At 61.0% G+C, this 21,854-nt stretch carries 15 protein-coding genes; 12 read left to right on the top strand and 3 right to left on the bottom strand.

Going from position 1 to position 21,854, the window contains the following annotated elements:
• Nucleotides 1-272: 272 nt before the first annotated feature.
• From AC07ZE_RS20210 to AC07ZE_RS20220, 3 genes are read left to right on the top strand one after another with little or no spacing between them, the layout of a single operon-like run.
• Nucleotides 273-1,445, top strand: a complete 1,173-nt coding sequence (locus tag AC07ZE_RS20210) for an efflux RND transporter periplasmic adaptor subunit (protein WP_207266370.1) — start codon at nt 273-275, stop codon at nt 1,443-1,445.
• Nucleotides 1,446-3,419, top strand: a complete 1,974-nt coding sequence (locus tag AC07ZE_RS20215; protein ID WP_207266371.1) for a MacB family efflux pump subunit — start codon at nt 1,446-1,448, stop codon at nt 3,417-3,419.
• Nucleotides 3,420-3,426: 7 nt separating this feature from the next.
• Nucleotides 3,427-4,821, top strand: a complete 1,395-nt coding sequence (locus AC07ZE_RS20220) for an efflux transporter outer membrane subunit (RefSeq protein ID WP_207266372.1) — start codon at nt 3,427-3,429, stop codon at nt 4,819-4,821.
• Nucleotides 4,822-4,881: 60 nt separating this feature from the next.
• Here AC07ZE_RS20220 and pvdP read toward each other — a convergent pair whose 3' ends face one another.
• On the bottom strand, nt 4,882-6,501 hold the full coding sequence (pvdP, locus tag AC07ZE_RS20225; protein ID WP_207266373.1) for a pyoverdine maturation tyrosinase PvdP: 1,620 nt from the start codon (nt 6,499-6,501) through the stop codon (nt 4,882-4,884).
• 236 nt (nt 6,502-6,737) lie between these two features.
• On the opposite strand from pvdP, the gene pvdM reads away from it, so the two are divergent.
• The 5 genes from pvdM to AC07ZE_RS20250 all read left to right on the top strand — a co-directional run bounded on the left by pvdM (nt 6,738) and on the right by AC07ZE_RS20250 (nt 14,910).
• Nucleotides 6,738-8,087, top strand: a complete 1,350-nt coding sequence (pvdM, locus tag AC07ZE_RS20230) for a dipeptidase (protein WP_207266374.1) — start codon at nt 6,738-6,740, stop codon at nt 8,085-8,087.
• Nucleotides 8,088-8,115: 28 nt separating this feature from the next.
• A complete protein-coding gene (gene pvdN / locus AC07ZE_RS20235; RefSeq protein ID WP_207266375.1) occupies nt 8,116-9,396 on the top strand; it encodes a pyoverdine-tailoring periplasmic protein PvdN in 1,281 nt (426 codons plus the stop codon).
• 140 nt (nt 9,397-9,536) lie between these two features.
• Nucleotides 9,537-10,403, top strand: a complete 867-nt coding sequence (gene pvdO / locus AC07ZE_RS20240; protein ID WP_207266376.1) for a dihydropyoverdine dehydrogenase — start codon at nt 9,537-9,539, stop codon at nt 10,401-10,403.
• A 215-nt stretch (nt 10,404-10,618) separates the two neighbouring features.
• Nucleotides 10,619-12,268: a cyclic peptide export ABC transporter gene (locus tag AC07ZE_RS20245; RefSeq protein ID WP_207266377.1), complete on the top strand. Its 1,650-nt coding sequence runs from the start codon at nt 10,619-10,621 to the stop codon at nt 12,266-12,268.
• A 167-nt stretch (nt 12,269-12,435) separates the two neighbouring features.
• On the top strand, nt 12,436-14,910 hold the full coding sequence (locus tag AC07ZE_RS20250; protein WP_207266378.1) for a TonB-dependent siderophore receptor: 2,475 nt from the start codon (nt 12,436-12,438) through the stop codon (nt 14,908-14,910).
• Nucleotides 14,911-15,171: 261 nt separating this feature from the next.
• Here the strand turns inward: AC07ZE_RS20250 and AC07ZE_RS20255 are convergent, their stop codons facing one another.
• Complete coding sequence (locus tag AC07ZE_RS20255; RefSeq protein WP_207266379.1) at nt 15,172-15,483, bottom strand: DUF6124 family protein; 312 nt, start codon at nt 15,481-15,483, stop codon at nt 15,172-15,174.
• A gap of 763 nt (nt 15,484-16,246) precedes the next feature.
• Between AC07ZE_RS20255 and tli1a (AC07ZE_RS20260) the strand changes: the two genes are divergently transcribed.
• From tli1a (AC07ZE_RS20260) to AC07ZE_RS20275, 4 genes are read left to right on the top strand one after another with little or no spacing between them, the layout of a single operon-like run.
• A complete protein-coding gene (gene tli1a / locus AC07ZE_RS20260) occupies nt 16,247-16,774 on the top strand; it encodes a Tli1a family immunity protein (RefSeq protein ID WP_207266380.1) in 528 nt (175 codons plus the stop codon).
• Nucleotides 16,762-17,805: a phospholipase effector Tle1 domain-containing protein gene (locus AC07ZE_RS20265; RefSeq protein WP_207266381.1), complete on the top strand. Its 1,044-nt coding sequence runs from the start codon at nt 16,762-16,764 to the stop codon at nt 17,803-17,805. Before tli1a (AC07ZE_RS20260) ends, AC07ZE_RS20265 begins: the two co-directional genes overlap by 13 nt.
• Nucleotides 17,798-18,331 carry a Tli1a family immunity protein gene (gene tli1a, locus AC07ZE_RS20270; RefSeq protein ID WP_207266382.1) on the top strand — a complete coding sequence of 178 codons (534 nt, stop codon included), beginning with the start codon at nt 17,798-17,800 and terminating at the stop codon, nt 18,329-18,331. Before AC07ZE_RS20265 ends, tli1a (AC07ZE_RS20270) begins: the two co-directional genes overlap by 8 nt.
• Nucleotides 18,319-20,652, top strand: coding sequence for a T6SS phospholipase effector Tle1-like catalytic domain-containing protein (locus AC07ZE_RS20275; protein ID WP_207266383.1), 2,334 nt, complete (start codon nt 18,319-18,321; stop codon nt 20,650-20,652). Before tli1a (AC07ZE_RS20270) ends, AC07ZE_RS20275 begins: the two co-directional genes overlap by 13 nt.
• Before the next feature lie 134 nt (nt 20,653-20,786).
• On the opposite strand, the gene AC07ZE_RS20280 is transcribed toward AC07ZE_RS20275, so the two are convergent.
• Nucleotides 20,787-21,743 (bottom strand): alpha/beta hydrolase, encoded by a 957-nt coding sequence (locus AC07ZE_RS20280; RefSeq protein WP_207266384.1) that lies wholly within the window; start codon nt 21,741-21,743, stop codon nt 20,787-20,789.
• Nucleotides 21,744-21,854 lie beyond the last annotated feature (111 nt).

Genomic DNA, 21,854 nt, shown 5'->3' on the forward strand with positions numbered 1-21,854 from the left:
CCCGTCCGCACGGGTGCGGTTTCTGTCCTTGAGCCAACTGATCGGCCACAAAAACAGGCAATGGCACGATAGTGGCAGTTTGAGATGTGTAATTTATAGTAATTCTCATATAGATTTAAAGTATTGCTTCATCTTGCCCGACAAATAGTCATGATCTTGTGGGAGCGAAACGGGGCCTAAATTCTTCGTTACTTTCCTCGTTTACAGGACAGCTCCCCGTCCCTATTCACTGTTTTGAACGACGGGCCGATACCCTTTGGCCGGAACCCTGCATGAAACGTCCCCGTCAGACCCGACGCGCCCTGCTTGTAGCACTCAGCCTGATCCCCGTTATCGCCGTCGCTGCCTGGCAGATCATCCCGCCCGGTCGCGACAAATTCGCCACCGTCCAGGTCAGCCGCGGCGATATAGAAAGCAGCGTCACGGCCTTGGGCACCCTGCAGCCCCGTCGCTATGTCGACGTCGGCGCCCAGGCTTCCGGGCAGATCCAAAAGATCCATGTGGAAGTCGGTGACGTGGTCAAGGAAGGCCAGTTGCTGGTGGAGATCGATCCGTCCACGCAACAGGCCAAACTCGATGCCGGGCGCTTCTCCATCGAAAACCTCAAGGCCCAGCTCCAGGAACAACGGGCGCAACACGACCTCGCCCAGCAGAAATTCCAGCGCCAGCAGAATCTCAAAGCCGGCGGCGCCACCCGCGAAGAAGACGTGCAGACCGCCCAGGCTGAACTGCGCGCCACCCAGTCGCGCATCGACATGTTCCAGGCACAAATTCGCCAGGCCCAGGCCAGCCTGCGCAGCGATCAGGCCGAACTCGGCTACACACGGATTTATGCGCCGATGTCCGGCACCGTGGTGGCGCTGGACGCCCGCGAGGGCCAGACCCTGAACGCCCAGCAGCAGACACCGCTGATCCTGCGCATCGCCAAGTTGTCGCCGATGACGGTCTGGGCCGAGGTATCCGAAGCCGACATCGGTCACGTCAAGCCCGGCATGAACGCCTGGTTCACTACCCTCAGTGGCGGCAGCCGGCGGTGGCAAAGCACGGTGCGGCAGATTCTGCCGGTGCCGCCCAAACCGCTGGACCAGACCAGCCAGGGTGGCGGCAGCCCCGCCAGTACGAGCAAAAGCGGTAGCGCCCGGGTGGTGCTGTACACCGTGTTGCTCGACGTCGACAACGCCGACAACGCATTGATGGCGGAAATGACCACCCAGGTGTTCTTCGTCGCCGACCAGGCCAAAGACGTGCTGACCGCGCCGATTGCCGCCCTGCAGGCCGGCACGCAAGTGGACAGCCAGACCGCGCAAGTGGTCGCCAGTAACGGCAGCATCGAACAACGCACCGTGCGCACCGGGATCAGTGATCGCCTGCGGGTGCAGATCCTCGACGGCTTGCAGGAAGGCGATCACCTGTTGATCGGCCCGGCCGACGGGAGTGGCGGTTGAATGCAGACGCCCCTGATCGAACTGTCGGACATCCGCAAGGCCTACGGCGGTGGCGACGCTCCTGAAGTTCACGTGTTGCGCGGAATCGACCTGTCGATCCATGCCGGTGAGTTCGTGGCGATTGTCGGTGCTTCCGGTTCCGGCAAGTCGACGCTGATGAACATCCTCGGCTGCCTCGACCGCCCGACTTCGGGCGAGTACCGCTTCGCCGGGGAAAACGTCGCCGCCCTGGACACTGACGAATTGGCCTGGCTGCGCCGCGAAGCCTTTGGTTTCGTGTTTCAGGGTTACCACCTGATCCCGTCCGGCTCGGCCCAGGAAAACGTCGAGATGCCGGCGATCTACGCGGGCACCCCGGCAGCCGAACGCCACGCCCGCGCCGCCGCCCTGCTCGAGCGCCTCGGCCTCGCCACGCGCACCGGCAACCGCCCGCATCAACTGTCCGGCGGTCAGCAACAGCGGGTGTCGATCGCCCGCGCCTTGATGAATGGCGGCCACATCATCCTCGCCGACGAACCCACCGGCGCCCTCGACAGTCACAGCGGCAAGGAGGTCATGGCGCTGCTCGACGAACTGGCGAGCCAGGGCCACGTGGTCATCCTGATCACCCACGACCGCGAAGTGGCGGCCCGGGCCAAGCGCATCATCGAAATCCGCGACGGCCTGATCATCAGTGACAGCGCCCGGGACAATCCCGCCGCGCAACACTCGGCCACCCCCGGCGCGCTGCAAGCGGTTGATCTGCGCAAACGCCTCAGCGAAGGCGCCGAAGCAACAGGTGCCTGGAAAGGCGAACTGGTCGAAGCGGTGCAAGCGGCCTGGCGAGTGATGTGGATCAACAAGTTCCGTACCGCCCTGACCTTGCTCGGTATCATCATCGGCGTGGCCTCGGTGGTGGTGATGCTGGCCGTCGGTGAAGGCAGCAAGCGCCAGGTCATGGCGCAGATGGGCGCCTTCGGCTCGAACATCATTTACCTCAGCGGCTCGGCGCCCAATCCGCGAACACCGTTGGGCATCATCACATTGGACGAGGTCAAGGCTGTGGCCAGCCTGCCCCAAGTGATGCAGATCATGCCGGTCAACGGCCAGGAAGCCGGGGTGCGTTTCGGCAACCTCGACCACTTGAGCTACGTCGGCGGCAACGACACCCACTTCCCGGCGATCTTCAATTGGCCGGTGGTCGAAGGCAGCTATTTCACCGAGGCCGACGAACGAAACGCCGCGGCGGTGGCGGTGATCGGGCACAAGGTCCGCACCAAGCTGCTCAAGAACGTGGCCAACCCTATCGGCCAGTACATCCTCATTGAGAACGTGCCGTTCCAGGTGGTGGGGGTTCTGGCGGAAAAAGGCACCAGCTCCGGCGACTCCGACAGTGACGACCGCATCGCCATCCCCTACTCCGCCGCCAGCGTACGGCTGTTCGGTACACACAATCCCGAGTACATCGCGATTGCCGCCGCCGATGCTCGCAAGGTCAAGGAGACCGAACAAGCCATCGAACAGCTGATGCTGCGCCTGCACAACGGCAAAAAGGATTTCGAGCTGACCAACAACGCGGCGATGATCCAGGCCGAAGCGCGCACGCAAAACACCCTGTCGCTGATGCTCGGTTCGATTGCGGCGATTTCGCTGCTGGTGGGTGGCATCGGCGTGATGAACATCATGCTCATGACCGTGCGTGAACGGACCCGCGAGATTGGTATTCGCATGGCCACCGGTGCTCGCCAGCGGGACATCCTGCGCCAGTTCCTCACGGAAGCCGTGATGCTCTCGGTGGTCGGCGGACTGGCCGGGATCGCCCTGGCGCTGATCGTCGGTGGCGTGCTGATCCTCAGCGAAGTCGCCGTCGCGTTCTCCTTGATAGCGGTGCTGGGCGCCTTCGGCTGCGCCCTGGTCACCGGTGTTGTCTTCGGCTTCATGCCGGCCCGCAAAGCTGCCCGACTCGACCCGGTCACGGCCCTTACCAGTGAATGATCTCTCCATGAAGCCGTCCTTGAGTTTGCTGACCCTGTGCCTGTTGCTCAGTGCCTGTGGCACCCCGGCCCAGCGCCCGGACAGCGGCATCGTGCCGCCCTCTTCCTGGCAATCGCCCCATGACCGAAACGCCGCCCGCAACAACGCGCAATGGTGGGACCGCTTCGGCAGCCCGCAACTGGAGCGCCTGGTCGAACAGGCCCGGGTCGGCAGTTACGACCTGGCCGCCGCCATCGCCCGAGTGCGCCAGGCGCAGGCCGAAACCGTGGTCGCCGGTGGCTCGCAGTTGCCGGAGGTCAAGGCCGGTTTGAACGCCAACCGCCAGAAGTTGCTGCGCGGTAGCGGCTATAGCCAACTCGACGCCGACAGCGATAACGACGCGGTCGATTACTTCACCGCCAACCTCACGGCCAGTTACGAAATCGATTTCTGGGGCGGCCAGCGCGCCTCCCGCGACAGTGCGCAATTCGCCCTGCAGGCCAGTGAGTTCGATCAGGCGACGGTGGAGCTGACGTTGCTCAGTGGCGTGGCCAACAGTTATGCACAAACCTTGTCGCTGCAGGAACAGAGCCGCATTGCCGAGCTGAATCTGGCCAATGCGCAGAACGTTTTGAGGCTGGTGCAAACCCGCTTCGACTCGGGCTCCGCGACCGCTCTGGAACTGGCCCAACAGAAAAGCCTGGTCGCGGCGCAGCAACGGCAATTGCCGCTGGTTCAGCAACAGGCCAGGGACGCGCAGATCAGTCTCGCCACGCTACTCGGCCGCCCGGTGCAGGCGCTGGCCTTGGGTCAGGAGCGCTTCGATCAACTGTCATGGCCGGCCATCGAAGCCGGCGTGCCCAGCCACTTGCTCAGCCGCCGCCCGGACATCGCCCGCGCCGAAGCGCAACTGGCCGCCGCCCAGGCCGACGTCACCGTCGCCCGCGCCGCCATGTTGCCGACCGTGACCCTGAGCGCGGAAATCGGCTCCGGTGCCGATCGCGCCGGCGACATTCTGCGCAGCCCGTTCTACAACCTCGCCGCCGGACTGCTGGCACCGGTGTTCAACAACGGTCGCCTGGGCGCCGAACGCGACAAGGCCACGGCCCGCCAGGAAGAACTGCTGGAAACCTATCGCGGCGCGATCATCAATGGTTTTGCCGATGTGGAAAAAGCCCTCAACAGCATTCACGGACTGGACGAACAGCGACAGTGGCAAAGTGAAGAACTGCGCCAGGCGCAAACTGCATTCGACATTGCGCAAAGCCGCTATCAGGCGGGAGCCGAGGATCTGCTGACCGTGCTGGAAACCCAGCGCACGCTGTATGCGGCGCAGGATCTGAATGTGCAACTGCGGTTGTCGCGGTTGCAGGCGAGCATTGCGCTGTACAAGGCGCTTGGGGGCGGGTGGCAGGTTTTGTAAACGCGGTGTTGTTGAGATTGCTATCGCTGGCTTGCCAGCGATTAAACGATAACGCGGTCGTCAGACCTGACTTTGTTTGGCCTTCAGATTCCGCGCATACCAAGGCCGCTGCGGCACCTTCCTGAACAGATCCTTGAGCTTCTTCTCATCCTCGCCAAAGGTAATCCGCAGCGCCAGCTTCATGGTCTCAGGGTCCATTTCCACCGACTTGCCCGCCTGCAACCCCGGTGTAGTGCTGCAGCCATGGGTGGTCGGACCCAGCCACGGGTCACCGATTTCAACCCAGCGCCCCGGTGCGAACCACGGCACGCCATTGACCTCAAGCCGGCTGACTTCACCCGGATGAAAGCGCTCGTGGGCGCGGAACCAGTCTTCCAGGCGATCGTCGATCCAACCGTGAAAGTGCCAGAACACCGGGCTCACATGAGACGAAAACGGATCGCCGAGGAAGTCGTTTTCCGGTGCAAACCAACGCGCGGAAAAGTCCGCCGGATCACGGGCGAACGGCACCGGCTGGCCGTTGGACGGATCCCGCGGCACCGAGGCCCAGCGCATGTGCAGCCAGTCGTGCAACCCCAACTCCACCTCAGAACCGAACTGCCCCAGGGTCAGTTTGGAGAGGTAACGCGGGTCGCAGTATTGCGACTCCCAGACCTGGAAATTGCTGTGGTACGTCTCGGCGGTCTTAATGTCGGCGACCCACTTTGAGTACTCGTCATCGTCCTCGGCCAGCCAGGTGGGCGGCAGCGCGGTACCGTCATGGTTATCGAAATAATTGGCGAAGCCGATGCGATCCCGGGCCAGCTCCGGCTGCGGCAGCGGGAATTGCGTCCACGACGGCAAGTCCTGCAGCGAGCGCGCCGTACCGAGCATGTGCCGGTGCATAAAGAAGAAGTCTACGCCCGAGCCATTACGATCCTTGCGCGCGCCACGGGCATCACGCTCCTTGTCCCGTGGACCCGGCTGCCAGCCGATGCCGCGCAAGGCGCTGCGCTTGTCTTCAGGCAAGGTGTGCCATTTGTCCCGCGAGGCATGCCAGAGCTGGTGAAACAAGCGATGCTCGGCGGACGTCAGCCAGGCCAGCAGCGGTGCATTCAGACCGGTTCGCTCGCGGGCTTCGGGAAATACGCGCTTGACGGCGATGAAGCGATTGTCCTGGGCGGTCATCATCAACGGCCGGTCCAGATTCAACACCCGCCCACTGAGCGAGCCACTGCCGGCGTTGCCGAACCCGGCCCAGACCTCGTCCAGCGTCATGCTGAATTCGTAATCGGGGTTACCGTCGGCACTGAGCAATCGCCAGCTCAACTGCGCCGGTTTGGCGCCAGCCAGATCGCCGAGCACCCGGTAACGCGGCGCCCCGCTCGAACGCAGTCGTTCGGCAGTGTCGAGAAAACCGATCACACCGCGACCTTTATGGCCAATGTCGAGGAACACTTCCAACCCATCCACCGGCAGGCCTTCAAGCCCTGCATCGCGGCCTTCGAAACGGATCTGCCAGACCCCGCGCAAGGTATCGGCCAAACGCTGGCCGGCGACATCCGCGACATCGAACGACGCTTCGCCGGGGGTGATCGTCGGATCCGGTTTCGTCCATTGGCGATGCCCATAAAAAGCCGCAGGCACGGCAGCGCCGGTCAGTGCCAGGCCTGCCATGAACCATCGTCGAGAAATCGTCATTGCCCTACCTGTGTCAGCCATGAAGCAGGCTTTATCCAAGCTAGAACGATTGTTGCCTCGACAAATTTAAAAGCATCGCTGGCAAGCCAGCTCCCACAGTGATCGTGCGAACGCTGGAGATCCCTGTGGGAGCTGGCTTGCCAGCGATGAGGCCATTAGCCTCACTAAATTTCGCACTGGATCACTCGTTCTTCCCAGATAGCAAAGCCCCTTGCGGCGAACTGACTGAGACGGCAATGACAAAACCACGCTCGAAAAAGGCTCTTTTCATCGGCCTGCCGCTGGCCCTGGCGATCAGCGCCGGTGCAGGCTTCGCGGCCTGGGACTACTGGTTCAAGGACAACCCTGGTTACCCGGTCAAGGTGATGAAACAGGCCGATGAACTGCACGAACGCCTGCTCTCGTTCGACAGCCACATCACCGTGCCCATGGACTTCGGCACCGCCGGCAACGAAGCGGACAAGGACGGCAGCGGCCAGTTCGACCTGGTCAAGACCGGGCGCGGACGCTTGTCCGGTGCCGCCCTGACGATTTTCGGCTGGCCGGAGATCTGGAACGGCCCCAACGCGCCCCACCGCCCTACCGCCGGGTTCATCGACGAAGCACGCTTCGAGCAGGAAACCCGCTACAAGATCATCAGCACGATGGTGCGCGACTATCCCAATCAAGTCGCCATCGCCTACACGCCTGACGATTTGCGCCGCCTGCACGGCGAAGGCAAGTTCGCGATCTTCATGAGCATGCTCAATGCCTACCCGTTGGGTAACGACCTCAACGCCCTGGACAAATGGGCGGCCCGGGGCATGCGCATGTTCGGCTTCAGCTATGTGGGCAACAACGCCTGGGCCGACTCGTCGCGGCCGCTGCCGTTTTTCAACGATACCCGCGACGCCCTTGGCGGTCTTTCGCAGATCGGCAAGCAGGCCGTGCACCGCCTCAACGACCTCGGTGTGATCATCGATGTGTCGCAGATGTCGACCAAAGCCCTGGAGCAAGTCGCACAATTGAGCCGCACGCCGATGGTGGCGTCTCACTCGGCACCCCGTGGCCTGGTGGACATCCCGCGCAACCTCAGCGACCAGGAAATGCAACTGATCAAGAACAGTGGCGGCGTGGTGCAGATTGTCGGTTTCCCGACCTACATCAAACCGTTGAGCCAGGCCACCCAGGACAAACTCAATGCCCTGCGCGCGCGCTTCGACCTGCAGCCGCTGCAAGGGCTGGAGATGGCGCTGATGCCGGGCGACCCGATCATCACGGTCTGGTCCGAGCAGCGTTTCGGCGAATACGCCAGCCAGCTCTACGCCATCGTCGACGAAGAACCCAAGGCCACCCTCAAGGACTACGGCGACGCGATTGATTATGCGGTGAAAAAAATCGGCATCGACCATGTCGGCATCAGTTCCGACTTCAACGATGGCGGCGGCCTCGATGGCTGGAAGGACGTCAGCGAGGCGCGCAACGTCACCGCCGAGCTGATCAGCCGTGGCTACGGCGAGGCTGATATTGCCAAACTCTGGGGCGGCAATTTCCTGCGGGTCTGGGACCAGGTGCAGAAGTCTTCCAAACCTGTGGCGAAAAACTGATTCCCCTTTGCACAAGCGAACCCAAGCCATGACCAACCGTCGTTCATTCCTCAAGCAGGCCGGCATTCTCGCTGCCGGATTGCCGCTGACTGCCGGCATGAACCTGCAGGCAGCCACCGCTAATCCGCAACCCTTGCCCAAGGGCAAGTGGGCACAGTTGCGCCAGTTGTTCAATCAGGACCCGGACTACCTGCACTTCGCCAACTTCCTGGTGACCTCGCACCCCACGCCGGTGCGCAACGCCATCGATATGCACCGCGCCAACATCGACCGCAACCCTGGCCGGGCCATGGACTGGGACCTGCAGGAAACCGAGAAACGCGAACATAACGTGCGGGTCTGGGCCGGTCGCTACCTTAACGTCAAGCCTGAGCAGATCGCCCTCACCGGCAGCACCACCGAAGGCCTGGCGATGATTTATGGCGGCATTCATGTGCGTCCGGATCAGGAAATCCTGGTCAGCGAACATGAGCACTACTCGACCCATTACACCCTGGAATACCGCCAGCAGCGCCAGGGCACCCAGGTGCGCAAGCTCAAACTGTTCGAGAACAGCCGCGACATGTCCGTGGACGAAGTGCTGGACTGCATTGCCAAAGGCATCCGCCCCGAGACCCGCGTGCTGGGGATGACCTGGGTGCAATCGGGCAGCGGCGTGAAACTGCCGATTGGCGAAATCGGCAAGCTGGTGGAAGAGCTGAACCAGAAGCGTGACGAAAAAGACCGCATTCTTTATGTGGTCGACGGCGTGCACGGTTTCGGCGTCGAGGACCTCGCGTTTCCCGACATGCACTGCGACTTCTTCATTGCCGGCACCCACAAATGGATGTTCGGCCCCCGTGGCACCGGGATCATTTGCGCCCGCTCGGCCGAGCTCAAGGATGTCACTCCGATCATCCCGACCTTCTCCGAAGCCACCACTTTCTCGACCATCATGACCCCCGGCGGCTATCACAGCTTCGAACATCGCTGGGCGGCGGACGAAGCCTTCAAGCTGCATCTGGATTTGGGCAAGGCCGAGGTCCAGGCGCGTATTCACGCACTCAATACCTACGCCAAGAACCGCCTGCTGGAACAACCACGGGTCGAACTGGTCACGCCGCAAAGTCCGGAGCTGTCCGCCGGTTTCACCTTCTTCCGGGTCAAGGAACAGGACTGCGAAAAAATCGCCAACCAACTGATGCAAAACCGCGTGGTCTGCGATGCGGTGGAACGTGACGCCGGCCCGGTGGTGCGCATCGCCCCGGGCCTGCTCAACAGCGAAAGCGAAATCGACCGTTTCATGGCCCTGCTCAACAAGACCGCCTGATGCCCCGACACTGCCCCCCTGTGGGAGCGAGCCTGCTCGCGAAAGCGGACTGCCAGCCAACATTGATGTCGACTGACACGCCCTCATCGTGAGCAGGCTCGCTCCCACAAGGATCGTTTTTTGTATGATCGAGAGGATTCATGAACAGCAATCCACTAACCCTGCCGCTCAAGGCCCTCGCCCTGACCGCCCTTATGGCCGGCGCCGCTCAAGCCGCCACTCCACCGCCACCGGGCAAAGTCTTCAAGGACTGCAAGGACTGTCCCGAAATGGTCGTGCTGCCCGCCGCCACCTTCACCATGGGCACCCCGGACGATGAAGTCGGCCGCGAGCCTGATGAAGGGCCGATGCATGAAGTGACCTTCGCCAAGCCATTCGCCATGAGCCGTTTCCAGGTCACCGCCGGTGAATGGGACAGCTACGTGCGCGAAAGCGGCGTGACCATCGCCAACGGCGATACCCGGCCGGGTCGCGAGTGCATCGCCAGCAAGCCGCGCTACCCGCAGAGCCCGCGCCAGCCAGCGGTGTGCATGAACTTCGACGACGTGAAGAACTACGTTGCCTGGCTGTCGAAGAAAACCGGGCAGAAGTACCACATGGTCAGCGAAGCCCAGCGGGAATACGCCGCCCGTGGCGGCAGCAAAGGCCCGTTCCCCTTCCCGTTCGACGAAGGCAAGGAATACAGCATCGCCAGGCACGCCAACACCTACGGTCCGGCCGACGGCTACAGCTACAGCTCGCCGGTAGGCAGCTACCCGCCCAACGCCTTCGGCATGTACGACATGCACGGCAACGTCTATGAATGGGTGGAAGACTGCGAACACCCGAACTACGTGGGCGCCCCCACCGACGGCAGCGCCTGGCTCGAGCCCAACTGCGAAGCCGTGCGCATCCGCGGCAACGACTGGGGTGAAGCCCCGGTGTTCTCCCGCTCCGGCAATCGCAACAGCCAGTACCCGCAAGAGCGTGGGGACTGGATAGGCTTTCGCGTAGTGCGCGACCTCTAAAACCACACCTCACCCACTGTGGGAGCGAGCTTGCTCGCGAAAGCGGACTGTCGGCCAGCATTGATGTCGACTGACACTCCCTCTTCGCGAGCAGGCTCGCCCCCACAGGGTTCCATGTGAAGTCGCCCTCCCCCCCCATCCCCCACCGCCTAAATTAACCCCTCGACCAGACGTTCTACTGGGTATCTGCCTGACGACCCAAGGAACTGTCTTCCATGACCCAGCCTAACCGAGGCGCCATCGGCGAATTGTTCGCCCTGTTGAAACCGTTTCGAGTCATCGTCGCCGCGTCCATTTTCCTGGGCATGGTCGGCGGCCTGAGCGTCACGGTACTGCTGGCGACCATCAACAACGCCCTGCATTCCGAAAGCGGCCTGACCCAGGGCGTAGTCGCGCTGTTCGCCGGGCTGTGCCTGTTGGCGTTGGCCAGTTCGATCTGCTCGGACATCGGCACCAACTACGTCGGCCAACACATCATCGCCAAGCTGCGTAAACAGTTGGGCGAGAAAGTGCTGTCGGCGCCGATCGAACAGATCGAGCGCTATCGCAGCCATCGCCTGATCCCGGTACTGACCCACGACGTCGACACCATCAGTGACTTTGCCTTCGCCTTCGCGCCGCTGGCGATTTCCGTCACCGTGACCCTGGGCTGCATGGGCTACCTGGCGATTCTGTCGTGGCCGATGTTCCTGATCATGGTCGCCGCGATCCTGATCGGCACCGCGATCCAGGCCTATGCCCAGAGCAAGGGTGCGCAGGGTTTCATGGCCGCTCGCGACGCCGAAGACGAATTGCAAAAGCACTACAACGCGATTGCCGAGGGCGCCAAGGAACTGCGTATTCATCGTCCTCGCCGCCAGCGCATGTTCGTTTCGGGCATCAAGGCCACCGCCGAGTTCATCTGCAACACTCAGGTGCGTTCGATCAACACCTTCGTCATCGCCAAGACCTTCGGCTCGATGCTGTTCTTCGTGGTCATCGGCCTGGCCCTGGCTCTGCAAACCTTCTGGCCGAGCGCCGACAAAACCGTCATGAGCGGCTTCGTGTTGGTGCTGCTGTACATGAAAGGCCCGCTGGAGCATTTGATCAGCACCCTGCCGATTGTCAGCCGCGCGCAAATTGCCTTCCGCCGCATTGCCGAACTGTCCGAGCAATTCTCCACCCCTGAACCTCATCTGCTGCTCAGCGATCAGGGCAACGTCAAAGCCGCCGTGCACGAGCTGCAACTGGCGGACGTGCGCTACGCCTTCCCGGCGGTCGACGGTGCCGCACCGTTCCAGCTGGGGCCGGTCAACCTGACGATCAAACAGGGCGACATCACCTTCATCGTCGGCGAGAACGGTTGTGGCAAGACCACGCTGATCAAGTTGCTGCTGGGCCTGTACACGCCGCAGCAGGGGCAGATCCGTGTCAACGGCGAAGCGATCGATGCGCAGAATCGCGATGACTATCGCCAGTTGTTCACCACCATCTTCGCCGATTACTACCTGTTCGACGACGTGGTCCAGAGCGACACGCAGATCCCGGAGGACGCCAACAAGTACCTGCAACGCCTGGAGATCGCGCACAAGGTCAGCGTCAAAGGCGGCAACTTCACCACCACCGACCTCTCCACCGGCCAGCGCAAGCGCCTGGCCCTGGTCAATGCCTGGCTGGAGGAACGCCCGGTACTGGTGTTCGACGAATGGGCCGCCGACCAGGACCCGACCTTCCGCCGGATCTTCTACACCGAGCTGCTGCCGGACCTCAAACGCCTGGGCAAGACCATCATCGTGATTTCCCACGACGACCGTTATTTCGATGTCGCGGACCAGTTGGTGCGCATGGAAAGCGGTCGGGTGGTGACGGAGCTGACAACCGCCTGATCAAGTCTGACGAGATTCAAATGTGGGCGCGGGCAAGCCCGCTCCCACATTTGTCCTGCGCAAATTAGTTGAAATTATTTTTCCGGTTTCCTGTCAGCGCCCCGTCTTAATAATCATTCCTATTAACAAAAACTCTGCACGACACTTTTCAGGAGCACTGGTAAGTAATGCGATCTCTTCCACGCCGCACACCTCTCGCGCTGGCTGTACAGCGCCCGTCCCTGCATAGAACCCTGTTGACCAGCGTTCTGCTGACCGCCACCTTGCTGGGGAGCTCGATGGCCAATGCAGCGCCTGTAAAAGTGAGTATTGCCGTGCAGCCGCTGTCCAGCGCGCTGACCGAACTGGGCATGCAGACCCACCTGCAAATCCTCTACAGCCCGGATCAAGTGGCCGGCATCAAGTCCCGCGCCGTGTCCGGCTCACTGGAGCCGTCAGCGGCCCTGGCCGAGATGCTCAAGGGCACCGGCATTTCGTTCCAGATCAACGGCAACAGCGTCACGCTGATTTCCGGCGGCTCGGGCCTGCAACTGGGTGCGACCACCATTTCCGGCCAGGCCCTGGGCCTGACCACCGAAGACACCGGTTCCTACACCACCGGCGCCACCACCACCGCCACCAAGCTGCCGCTGACCATCCGCGAAACCCCGCAATCGGTCACCGTGGTGACCCGTCAGCAAATGGATGATCGCGGTGTCACCAGCGTCGCCGATGCGTTGCGCAACACCCCCGGCGTCACGGCTCAGAAATACGACAGTGACCGTACCGAGTTTTCCGCCCGTGGCTTTGCCATCACCAACTTTCAGTACGATGGCGTCAACATTCCCTACGACGGTGTTTACGGTGAAAACCCGAACAACAGCGATGACGCAGCCAGCCTCGACCACATCGAAGTCATCAAGGGCGCGACCGGCCTGATGACCGGCGCCGGTGACCCCGCCGCCACCGTCAACCTGATCCGCAAGAAACCGACCAAGGATTTCAAGGCCTCGATCAGCGGCACCGTCGGTTCCTGGGACAACTACCGCACCGAAGGCGACATCTCCGGTTCGCTCAACGATACCGGCAGCGTGCGCGGTCGCTTCGTCGGTGCCTTGCAGGACAAAGATTCGTACATCGATCACTACAGCCAGAAGAAAGACCTGTACTACGGCATTCTCGAAGCCGACCTGACCGACGATACCCTGCTGACCCTGGGTGTCGACAAATCCAGCGCGACGCCGCGTGGCAGTTCCTGGACCGGTAACTCGCCGTATTTCTCCGACGGTGGCCGCACCGATTTCACACGCAGTTTCAACCCGGGTGCCGACTGGAGCCGTCGTGATTTCGACAGCATCACGTACTTCGCGTCCCTGGAACAAGCGCTGACCAACGACTGGAAACTCAAAGTCAGCCTCGACCAGAAGACCACCGACCACGATACCCAACTGGCCTCGGCCAGCGGCGGTTACCCGAACCGCGAAACGGGCGAAGGCATGTTCTTTTACTGGGGGCGCTGGGAAGGTCATCGCGTACAGAACACGGCTGACGTGAACGTGTCTGGCCCCTTCACCCTGGGCGGTCGCGAACATGAACTGGTGGCAGGCTTCATGACCTCCCATTCCCGTCAGACCGGTGCGACTTACGACTCCACCGCCTTTGGCGAAGTGACGGGTAACATCTTTGACTGGGAAGGCCACCTGGCGAAGCAAGACTTCCCGAAAAACGGCAAGTACGAACGCACCCAGAGCCAGAACGGTGCTTACCTGGCCACGCGCCTGCGTCCGACTGACGACTTGTCCTTCATCCTCGGCGGCCGTGTAAGTACCTACAAGTACGACGAGGACTACACCTACTACCCGGGCTCCGGCTTCGCCGACACCGAAGCAGGCTACAAGGAACACGGCGTCGTCACGCCTTACGCCGGTGTGGTGTATGACCTGGACGATACCTACTCGGTCTACGCCAGCTACACCAGCATCTACCAGCCACAAATCTACAAAGACGCCAGCGGCAAGACCCTGGAGCCGGTTGAAGGCGACAGCTACGAAACCGGCATCAAGGCGGCCTACTTCGAAGGCAAGCTGAATGCCACCCTGGCCTTGTTCCAGATCGAGCAGGACAACGTCGCCCAATACGTCACCACCAACACCGATACCGGCCAGGACGTCTACAAGGCAATCTCCGGGGCCAAAACCAAGGGTGTGGAACTGGAACTGGCCGGTGAGCTGGCGCAAGGCTGGAACCTGTCCGCCGGCTACACCTACGCCCGTACCCGCGATCAGGACCATCAACGCATCTTCGGCTTCCCGCTGGCCACCAGCAAACCGGAACACGTGGTACGCACCTTCACCACCTACCGCCTGCCCGGTGCGCTGGACCAGTTCACCGTCGGTGGCGGCGTGAGCTGGCAGAGCGCGTTTTACGGCCAGAGCTTCAGCCCGAACGTGGGTAATGGCGAAGGCGGCAGCACCATGCTCAAGCAAGGCGGCTACACCCTCGTCGACCTGATGACCCGTTATCAGTACGACGAACACCTGAGCTTCACCGCCAACGCCTACAACGTCTTCGACAAGCGCTACCTGACCGGCCTTGGCAACTTCGGCACCACCTTCTACGGCGAACCGCGCAACATGCAGATCACCGCGAAGTACGACTTCTGAGTCGCTTGAGCTGAAATGAAAAATGCCCGTGTCGTGAGATGCGGGCATTTTTTTGTCTGTAGGATTTGTAGTGATTCTGGTATTGCTATCGCGAGCAGGCTCGCCCCCACAGTGGTTCTCCAGTGGATGCAAAGTCCGGGTTCACTGGAGATCAATTGTGGGAGCGAGCCTGCTCGCGAAGGCTACAGTGGCCTCACCAAAAGTTCACAGCAGATGTACGCGTTCCTCTGGAGCTGCCGCAGGCTGCGATCTTTCGATCTTCTATTCCGGCAGTTCAATCCGATCCAACGCTCGATTCACCGCCAACTCCCCCAACATGATCACCTGAGCGATCCCCAACAACGTATTGCGACTAGTCCCTTCCGTGCGATCCGCCAAATCCAGGGTCATGACATTGGCCGAGGCCAGCGACTCACAGGCATGGGCCAGCAGGGTTTCGGTATCGAGGTCGGGGTTGACGATGAAAGTGGTCTCGAGTCTGCGGGGGGTGGCGTTGATGTCGGCGGCTGAGGGGATGCGGTCGGAGGGGATTGCCGGATCGGTTTTCGGCAGATTCGGTGTTGGTTTGACCATGTGCTGATTACTCCTGAATGGAGCCGCCAACACTTCCCTACTAAAAGAAGGGTGGCGGCTGTACGCAGGTTAGTAGACCGGGGGAGATCAGCATTTACCGGCGCGCCGAAGCGCCCTGCGTACAGCCACCATCAAGTCGGGGATGGGGATCACCCGACTGAAAGCGCTATGCACCTTACTGATAACACCACAGGCTACTAAACCCGATCACTGACATTTAGTGACGCGAATCAAGTTACCGAGCAGCCCCAAGGCACACAAGCCGGCGGATTCTGGCGTAACCGTAGGCAACGACGCAAGGCGCTGTAGCTTTCATCAAGTAACGTGTCGGGCTTTTACACACACTAGAACCTGCACGTCCAAAAGCGCCAGAAAGCGGTCGAACAAACCTCTCTTCGATTCCCCCCCTAAAGACCTGACACACCAGCATCCCGGATGCGTCCTACGCGCATCTCGGAAGCATCCTATTTCAACCGTTGTCAGCTTGCAGAAAGCTGTCGAGCGCTTGATCGGGGATGGAATTGATGCCTGTCCGAATACCACAGGGAGGATTGAACTTGCACAATGTACTGCCAGCCCTCTTCGACCACAGCTACCACAAACTTGCGGTCCGTGGTCCTTACATATCCTTCGACATCCGGGGCCTTCAAAAGCGAAGAACACCTAGCCTCCCCTTCACTTCCACTGGATGAAAAGGTTACGCACGAAAGCTGCCTGTCGCAGGCATCTTTCGTGCGCAACTTAATCAACAGGGAGGCGTTTGATGAGTAACGAGAAAGGGACGTTGAGACAGCGATGGGCTGTCGGTGGTTTGTTGTTCTTACTGGCTGGTTGTTCTCCGGGGACGCCGAAGTATTTGGCGGGAGACTTGAACGGGGTTAATCATACTTCGGCGGCTATCAATCGTTTCTCCGTAAATGGTTATGGTGGAAGAAACATCTCTCCGTTTGGTTATGGGGGGGGGGGGTGCTGTGCAATGTTGCCCAGCCAATGGTCGCCGGGTTTGAAGTTGAAAGTGGAGTGGGAAACTGATTCTGATCCTTATGCTAAATCCCCTCCATTAGGAACCGATGAGTTTCGTGCCTTCATGGTTAAGCATAAAGCCAAGTACCAACAACACACTGCGATTGTGGAACTTCCACCCTACGAAGACGAATTATGTGCGTTGGAAGTGCACTTTCTACCCTGCCATCGAGTCAAGCTGTCCACGTCCTGCTGGCGCTACCCCTCACCCAATAGTCCGATCAAAGAACCGCTGAACATGCAGGAGCCCGCCACATGTCCGAAATAAAAAATCGTGATTCCGTCCATGTCCCTGCCCTGTTTCCCAAGGAAGGGCGGTTACCCAGCAATCCCCAGGTTTTGAGGGCCAATTATCAGCGGCAAACAACCGAGGTGGAGTTGTACCGTCAAAAACTGAATGCCCAGCGCGGCTTTCGCGGCGCCTCCACCTGTGCGCGTGCCCTGCACATAAGCCTGTTTTTCGATGGCACCAACAACAACGAGCCCTACGACACCCACAAGGCCAAACCACCGCACCCGACCAATATCGCGCGGCTCTATCACGCCAGCATTGAGCGGACTACAGGTGGGTATTTCCGCTATTACATTCCCGGTGTGGGCACCCCCTTTCCCGAAATTGGCGAGCTGGATTACAGCACCATGGGCATGGCGTTCGCCAACCGGGGCGAGGACCGCATCAATTGGGGGTTGCTGCGCATCGCCGATGCTTTGTCGTTTGCGTTGGATAACAAGAAGGGTTTGGCGCTCCCGGTCGCCCAAACCAAGCTCAAAGCCATGGCCACCACCTGGCCCATGACCGCCATGGGCAAAAGCACCCGCCGTCAGGCCATGGCCTCGTTGCTGGAGCCGTTGCGGGCCAAGGTGGCGACGGCGTTACCCACGGTGTTGTCAATCAAGTTGTTCGTCTACGGTTTTTCTCGCGGCGCCGCCGAGGCGCGGACCTTCATCACCTGGCTGAGCGAGCTCTTCGACACTCCGCCAGGCGCCGAACGTCCAGAGCAAACGCTGCTGGGGATTCCGCTAAGCATCGAATTCCTCGGCCTGCTGGACACCGTGGCCTCGGTGGGCAGCGCCCGCGCCGCGCCCTTCGCCGAAGGGCACATGGACTGGGCCGATGGCACCCAAGCGCTGCCCGATGTCGGGCGCTTCCCCGGATGGATCAAGGACTGCCGGCACTTCGTCGCCGCCCATGAGCAGCGTTTGTGTTTTCCATTCGATGAAAAGGTTACGCACGAAAGCTGCCTGTCGCAGGCATCTTTCGTGCGCAACTTAATCAACAGGGAGGCGTTTGATGAGTAACGAGAAAGGGACGTTGAGACAGCGATGGGCTGTCGGTGGTTTGTTGTTATTACTGGCCGGCTGTTCTCCGGGGACGCCGAAGTATTTGGCGGGAGATTTGAACGGAGTTAATCATACTTCGGCGGCTATTAATTACTTCATGGTGAATGGTTATGGCGGTCCGAACATATCCCCTTATGGGTATGGGGGCGGGTTCTGCTGTGTTTCGCTGCCCAGCCAATGGTCGCCGGGTTTGAAGTTGAAAGTGGAGTGGGAAACTGATCCGGCTCCCTACGAAAAAATTAAACGTAAACCCGATGGGTTTAACTTTGATGAGGCTGCATTGGCTAAACATGAGGCTAACTACGGGAGGCACACTGCGATTGTGGAACTTCCACCCTACGAAGACGAATTATGTGCGTTGGAAGTGCACTTTCTACCCTGCCATCGAGTCAAGCTGTCCACGTCCTGCTGGCGCTACCCCTCACCCAATAGTCCGATCAAAGAACCGCTGAACATGCAGGAGCCCGCCACATGTCCGAAATAAAAAATCGTGATTCCGTCTATGTTCCGGCGTTATTTCCCAAAGAGCGCCGTTTACCCAGTGATACTCAAGCGGTGAGGGCTAATTATGATCGGCAAACTGCTGAAGTGGAGTTATACCGTCAAAAACTGAATGCCCAGCGCGGCTTTCGCGGCGCCTCCACCTGTGCGCGTGCCCTGCACATCAGCCTGTTTTTCGATGGCACCAACAACAACGAGCCCTACGACACCCACAAGGCCAAACCACCGCACCCGACCAATATCGCGCGGCTCTATCACGCCAGCATTGAGCGGACTACAGGTGGGTATTTCCGCTATTACATTCCCGGTGTGGGCACGCCCTTTCCCGAAATTGGCGAGCTGGATTACAGCACCATGGGCATGGCGTTCGCCAACCGGGGCGAGGACCGCATCAATTGGGGGTTGCTGCGCATCGCCGATGCTTTGTCGTTTGCGTTGGATAACAAGAAGGGTTTGGCGCTCCCGGTCGCCCAAACCAAGCTCAAAGCCATGGCCACCACCTGGCCCATGACCGCCATGGGCAAAAGCACCCGCCGTCAGGCCATGGCCTCGTTGCTGGAGCCGTTGCGGGCCAAGGTGGCGACGGCGTTACCCATGGTGCTGTCAATCAAATTGTTCGTCTACGGTTTTTCTCGCGGCGCCGCCGAGGCGCGTACCTTCATCACCTGGCTGAGCGAGCTGTTCGACACTCCGCCAGGCGCCGAACGTCCAGAGCAAACGCTGCTGGGGATTCCGCTAAGCATCGAATTCCTCGGCCTGCTGGACACCGTGGCCTCGGTGGGCAGCGCCCGTGCCGCCCCCTTTGCCGACGGGCACATGGACTGGGCCGATGGCACGCAAGCGCTGCCCGATGTTGGGCGTTTCCCCGGATGGATCAAGGACTGCCGGCATTTCGTCGCCGCCCATGAGCAGCGTCTGTGTTTCCCGCTGGACTCGATCCGTTATGCCGATGGCCGTTACCCGCCCTATGCCACTGAAGTGGTTTACCCCGGCATGCACTCGGATGTGGGTGGTGGTTATCCACCGGGGGACCAGGGCAAGGCCCGTGGTGGCGCGGGCGAGCTGTTGTCGCAGATTGTCCTGCACGACATGTATGCGGCGGCCTTCAAGGCGGGTGCGCCCTTGACGGTGCCCGAGGCCGTAGTTCCGGATGAACTTCGACAAATCCAACCGGCACGAGCCATGTCGACAGCAACCGAAAAGGAGTTTGTACTGGAAGACTCGCTCATCAACCGCTTCAACGCCTGGCGCACCACCCTGGGCCTCGACGAAAACCCTGCTTCAGCCCCAACCACTGACAACCCCTTGCGCCTGGGCCGCAACCTCGAAGACACCATGGCCGCACAATTGGCCTGGCTCACCGGCTGGCGCATCGAGCGCTTTGCCCGGGGCAGCTACGTCAATCAACCCTTCTTCGGCCAGGCCGTACAAACCAACGCGACACTGCAAGCCGAGCAGAAAGCCCAGCGCCAGGCGGAAATAGACAGGGCCAAAAAGGACCGCTCGGGTGTTCGAGGCCAACCCGTCGAGACGCAAAACCTGACCACTCTTGCCGGTCCGCCACCCTACGAGCCGGTGCTGGACCAGCAGCAAATCCGCGAGGCCGCTGTCGAGTTCGAGCACGACTATCAAGCCTGGCGCCGCGATCACACCAGCTTCGGTGGGCTGGTCTTTGATGGGGTGTTGAAAGAGACGGTGTACCTGCTCAACGACGATGACGAGCAGCAGGAATACGTAAAGCTCAAGGCCGAGGGCGAGTTGCGCGCCAAGGCGCTGTTCACTCAACGCTGGGCCAAGCAGTTCGAAGTCAGTCAAGTACCTGAAATGGCCGCCGTGGTTGCCTTGTTCGACGATCAGGTCCACGACTCCCGTGCCTGGTTCCTGCACGACTTCATGAGTTCGCGGGAGATGTGGGGTGATTACTTCCGCTATCGCGTGGTGTATTTCGGCGATGAATCCAACAAGCGCCTGACCCCGGCGGTGGTGGCGGGACGCGTGGTGGGCATTGCCCTGGTGCTGGGTGGAGCGTACAGCCTGCGTCGTTACGAGGGCAAGGCCTTTGCCGGGACGCTGGTCGCGGCAGCGGTGGGCTATCAGGTGATCAACGCCGCCACGGGCGAGGTGGAACCGTTCCTGCCGAACGCTGAGGACATTCTGAAACCCACCCTGGCCATCGGCCAGGTCGTCGCGCAACAGAAGCAGGCCCTCATCAAAGCCGAAGACGCGCTACGTATGGAGAACATGCTCGATTATCTGAGGCGCAGCGGCGGGCTGATCGAGCAGGCCAAGGAGGTATTGTCATGATGCGTTTGGTGCGTAGGGGCGATCCATAGCATCTTCTTTGGACGATACATCAGCGATAGATCAAAAAATCGCAGCCTTCGGCAACGCCTTGTAGGAACTGCCGCAGGCTGCGATCTTTTGATTTTCTGTTTACTTCACAACCGCAAACGCGCCCACCCCGCCACTTCCCGGTGAATCCCTTCCACCTCCCCCAACAACCCCGCCATCCGCAAGAAGTCATGGGTCATGCCCGGCTGTTCCAGCAAGGTCACCTCATTTCCCGCCGCCCGCAAACGCTCGGCATAGGCCAGGCCTTCGTCGTGCAGCGGGTCGTGCCCGGCCAGGTACACCAGCGCCGGCGCCATGCCTGACAAGTCGTCAGCCAGCAGCGGCGAGCAGCGCCAGTCGGCCAAATCCGCAGGCGTGCGTCCGTAGTGGGCGTAGAACCAGTTCAGGGTCGGGGTTTCCAGCAGGTAACCTTCGGCAAAGTCGCGGTGCGAAGCACGGTGGGTGGTGGTGTCGGCGACCGGGTATACCAACAGTTGGGCTTTGGGTCTGAGCGCCAGTTCCTCGGGTTCGCGCACGGCGATCAGCGACAGCACCGTGGCCAGGGTCGCGCCGACGCTGTCGCCGGCCACTGCCACCCGCTTGGCGTCCAGGCCATGGGCCGCGCCTTCGCGCGCCAGCCAGTTGCCGGCGTCGCAGGCGTCTTGCACCGGCGTCGGGAATTTCCATTCCGGCGCCAGGCGGTAATCCACGGTCAGCAGGGCGAAGCCGCCCTGGGCTGCCAGTCGACGGCATAGCGCGTCATGGGAATCGAGGCTGCCGACCACGTAGCCGCCGCCATGGAAGTAGAGCATGACCGGTTGCAGCCCTTCGACTGCCTGGCCGTCGCGGTACAGACGCGCCGCCAGGCTGTGGCCGTCCCGGGCGGCGATGGTGAAGTCTTCGCAGGCAATGTGCTGCAGCGGCACATCGAGAAACCCCGACGACGCTTCGAAGTCGATCCGCGCCTGTTGCGGGGTTTGTTCGTGCATCGCGCGACTTTTGCCGGTCAGGCGGCCGAACTCGGCGAGTTCGAGGAAAGCTTCAAGTTCTGGCAGTACGGCCATGGGGGAGTCCTTTTACACAAAGAGGTCATTAATCAATCTTCAAACCGGCATGAAACCTATGGGAGCGAGCCTGCTCGCGAAAGCGGACTGCCAGCCAACATTGATGTCGAC

The organism is Pseudomonas sp. GW101-3H06, assembly GCF_059424605.1.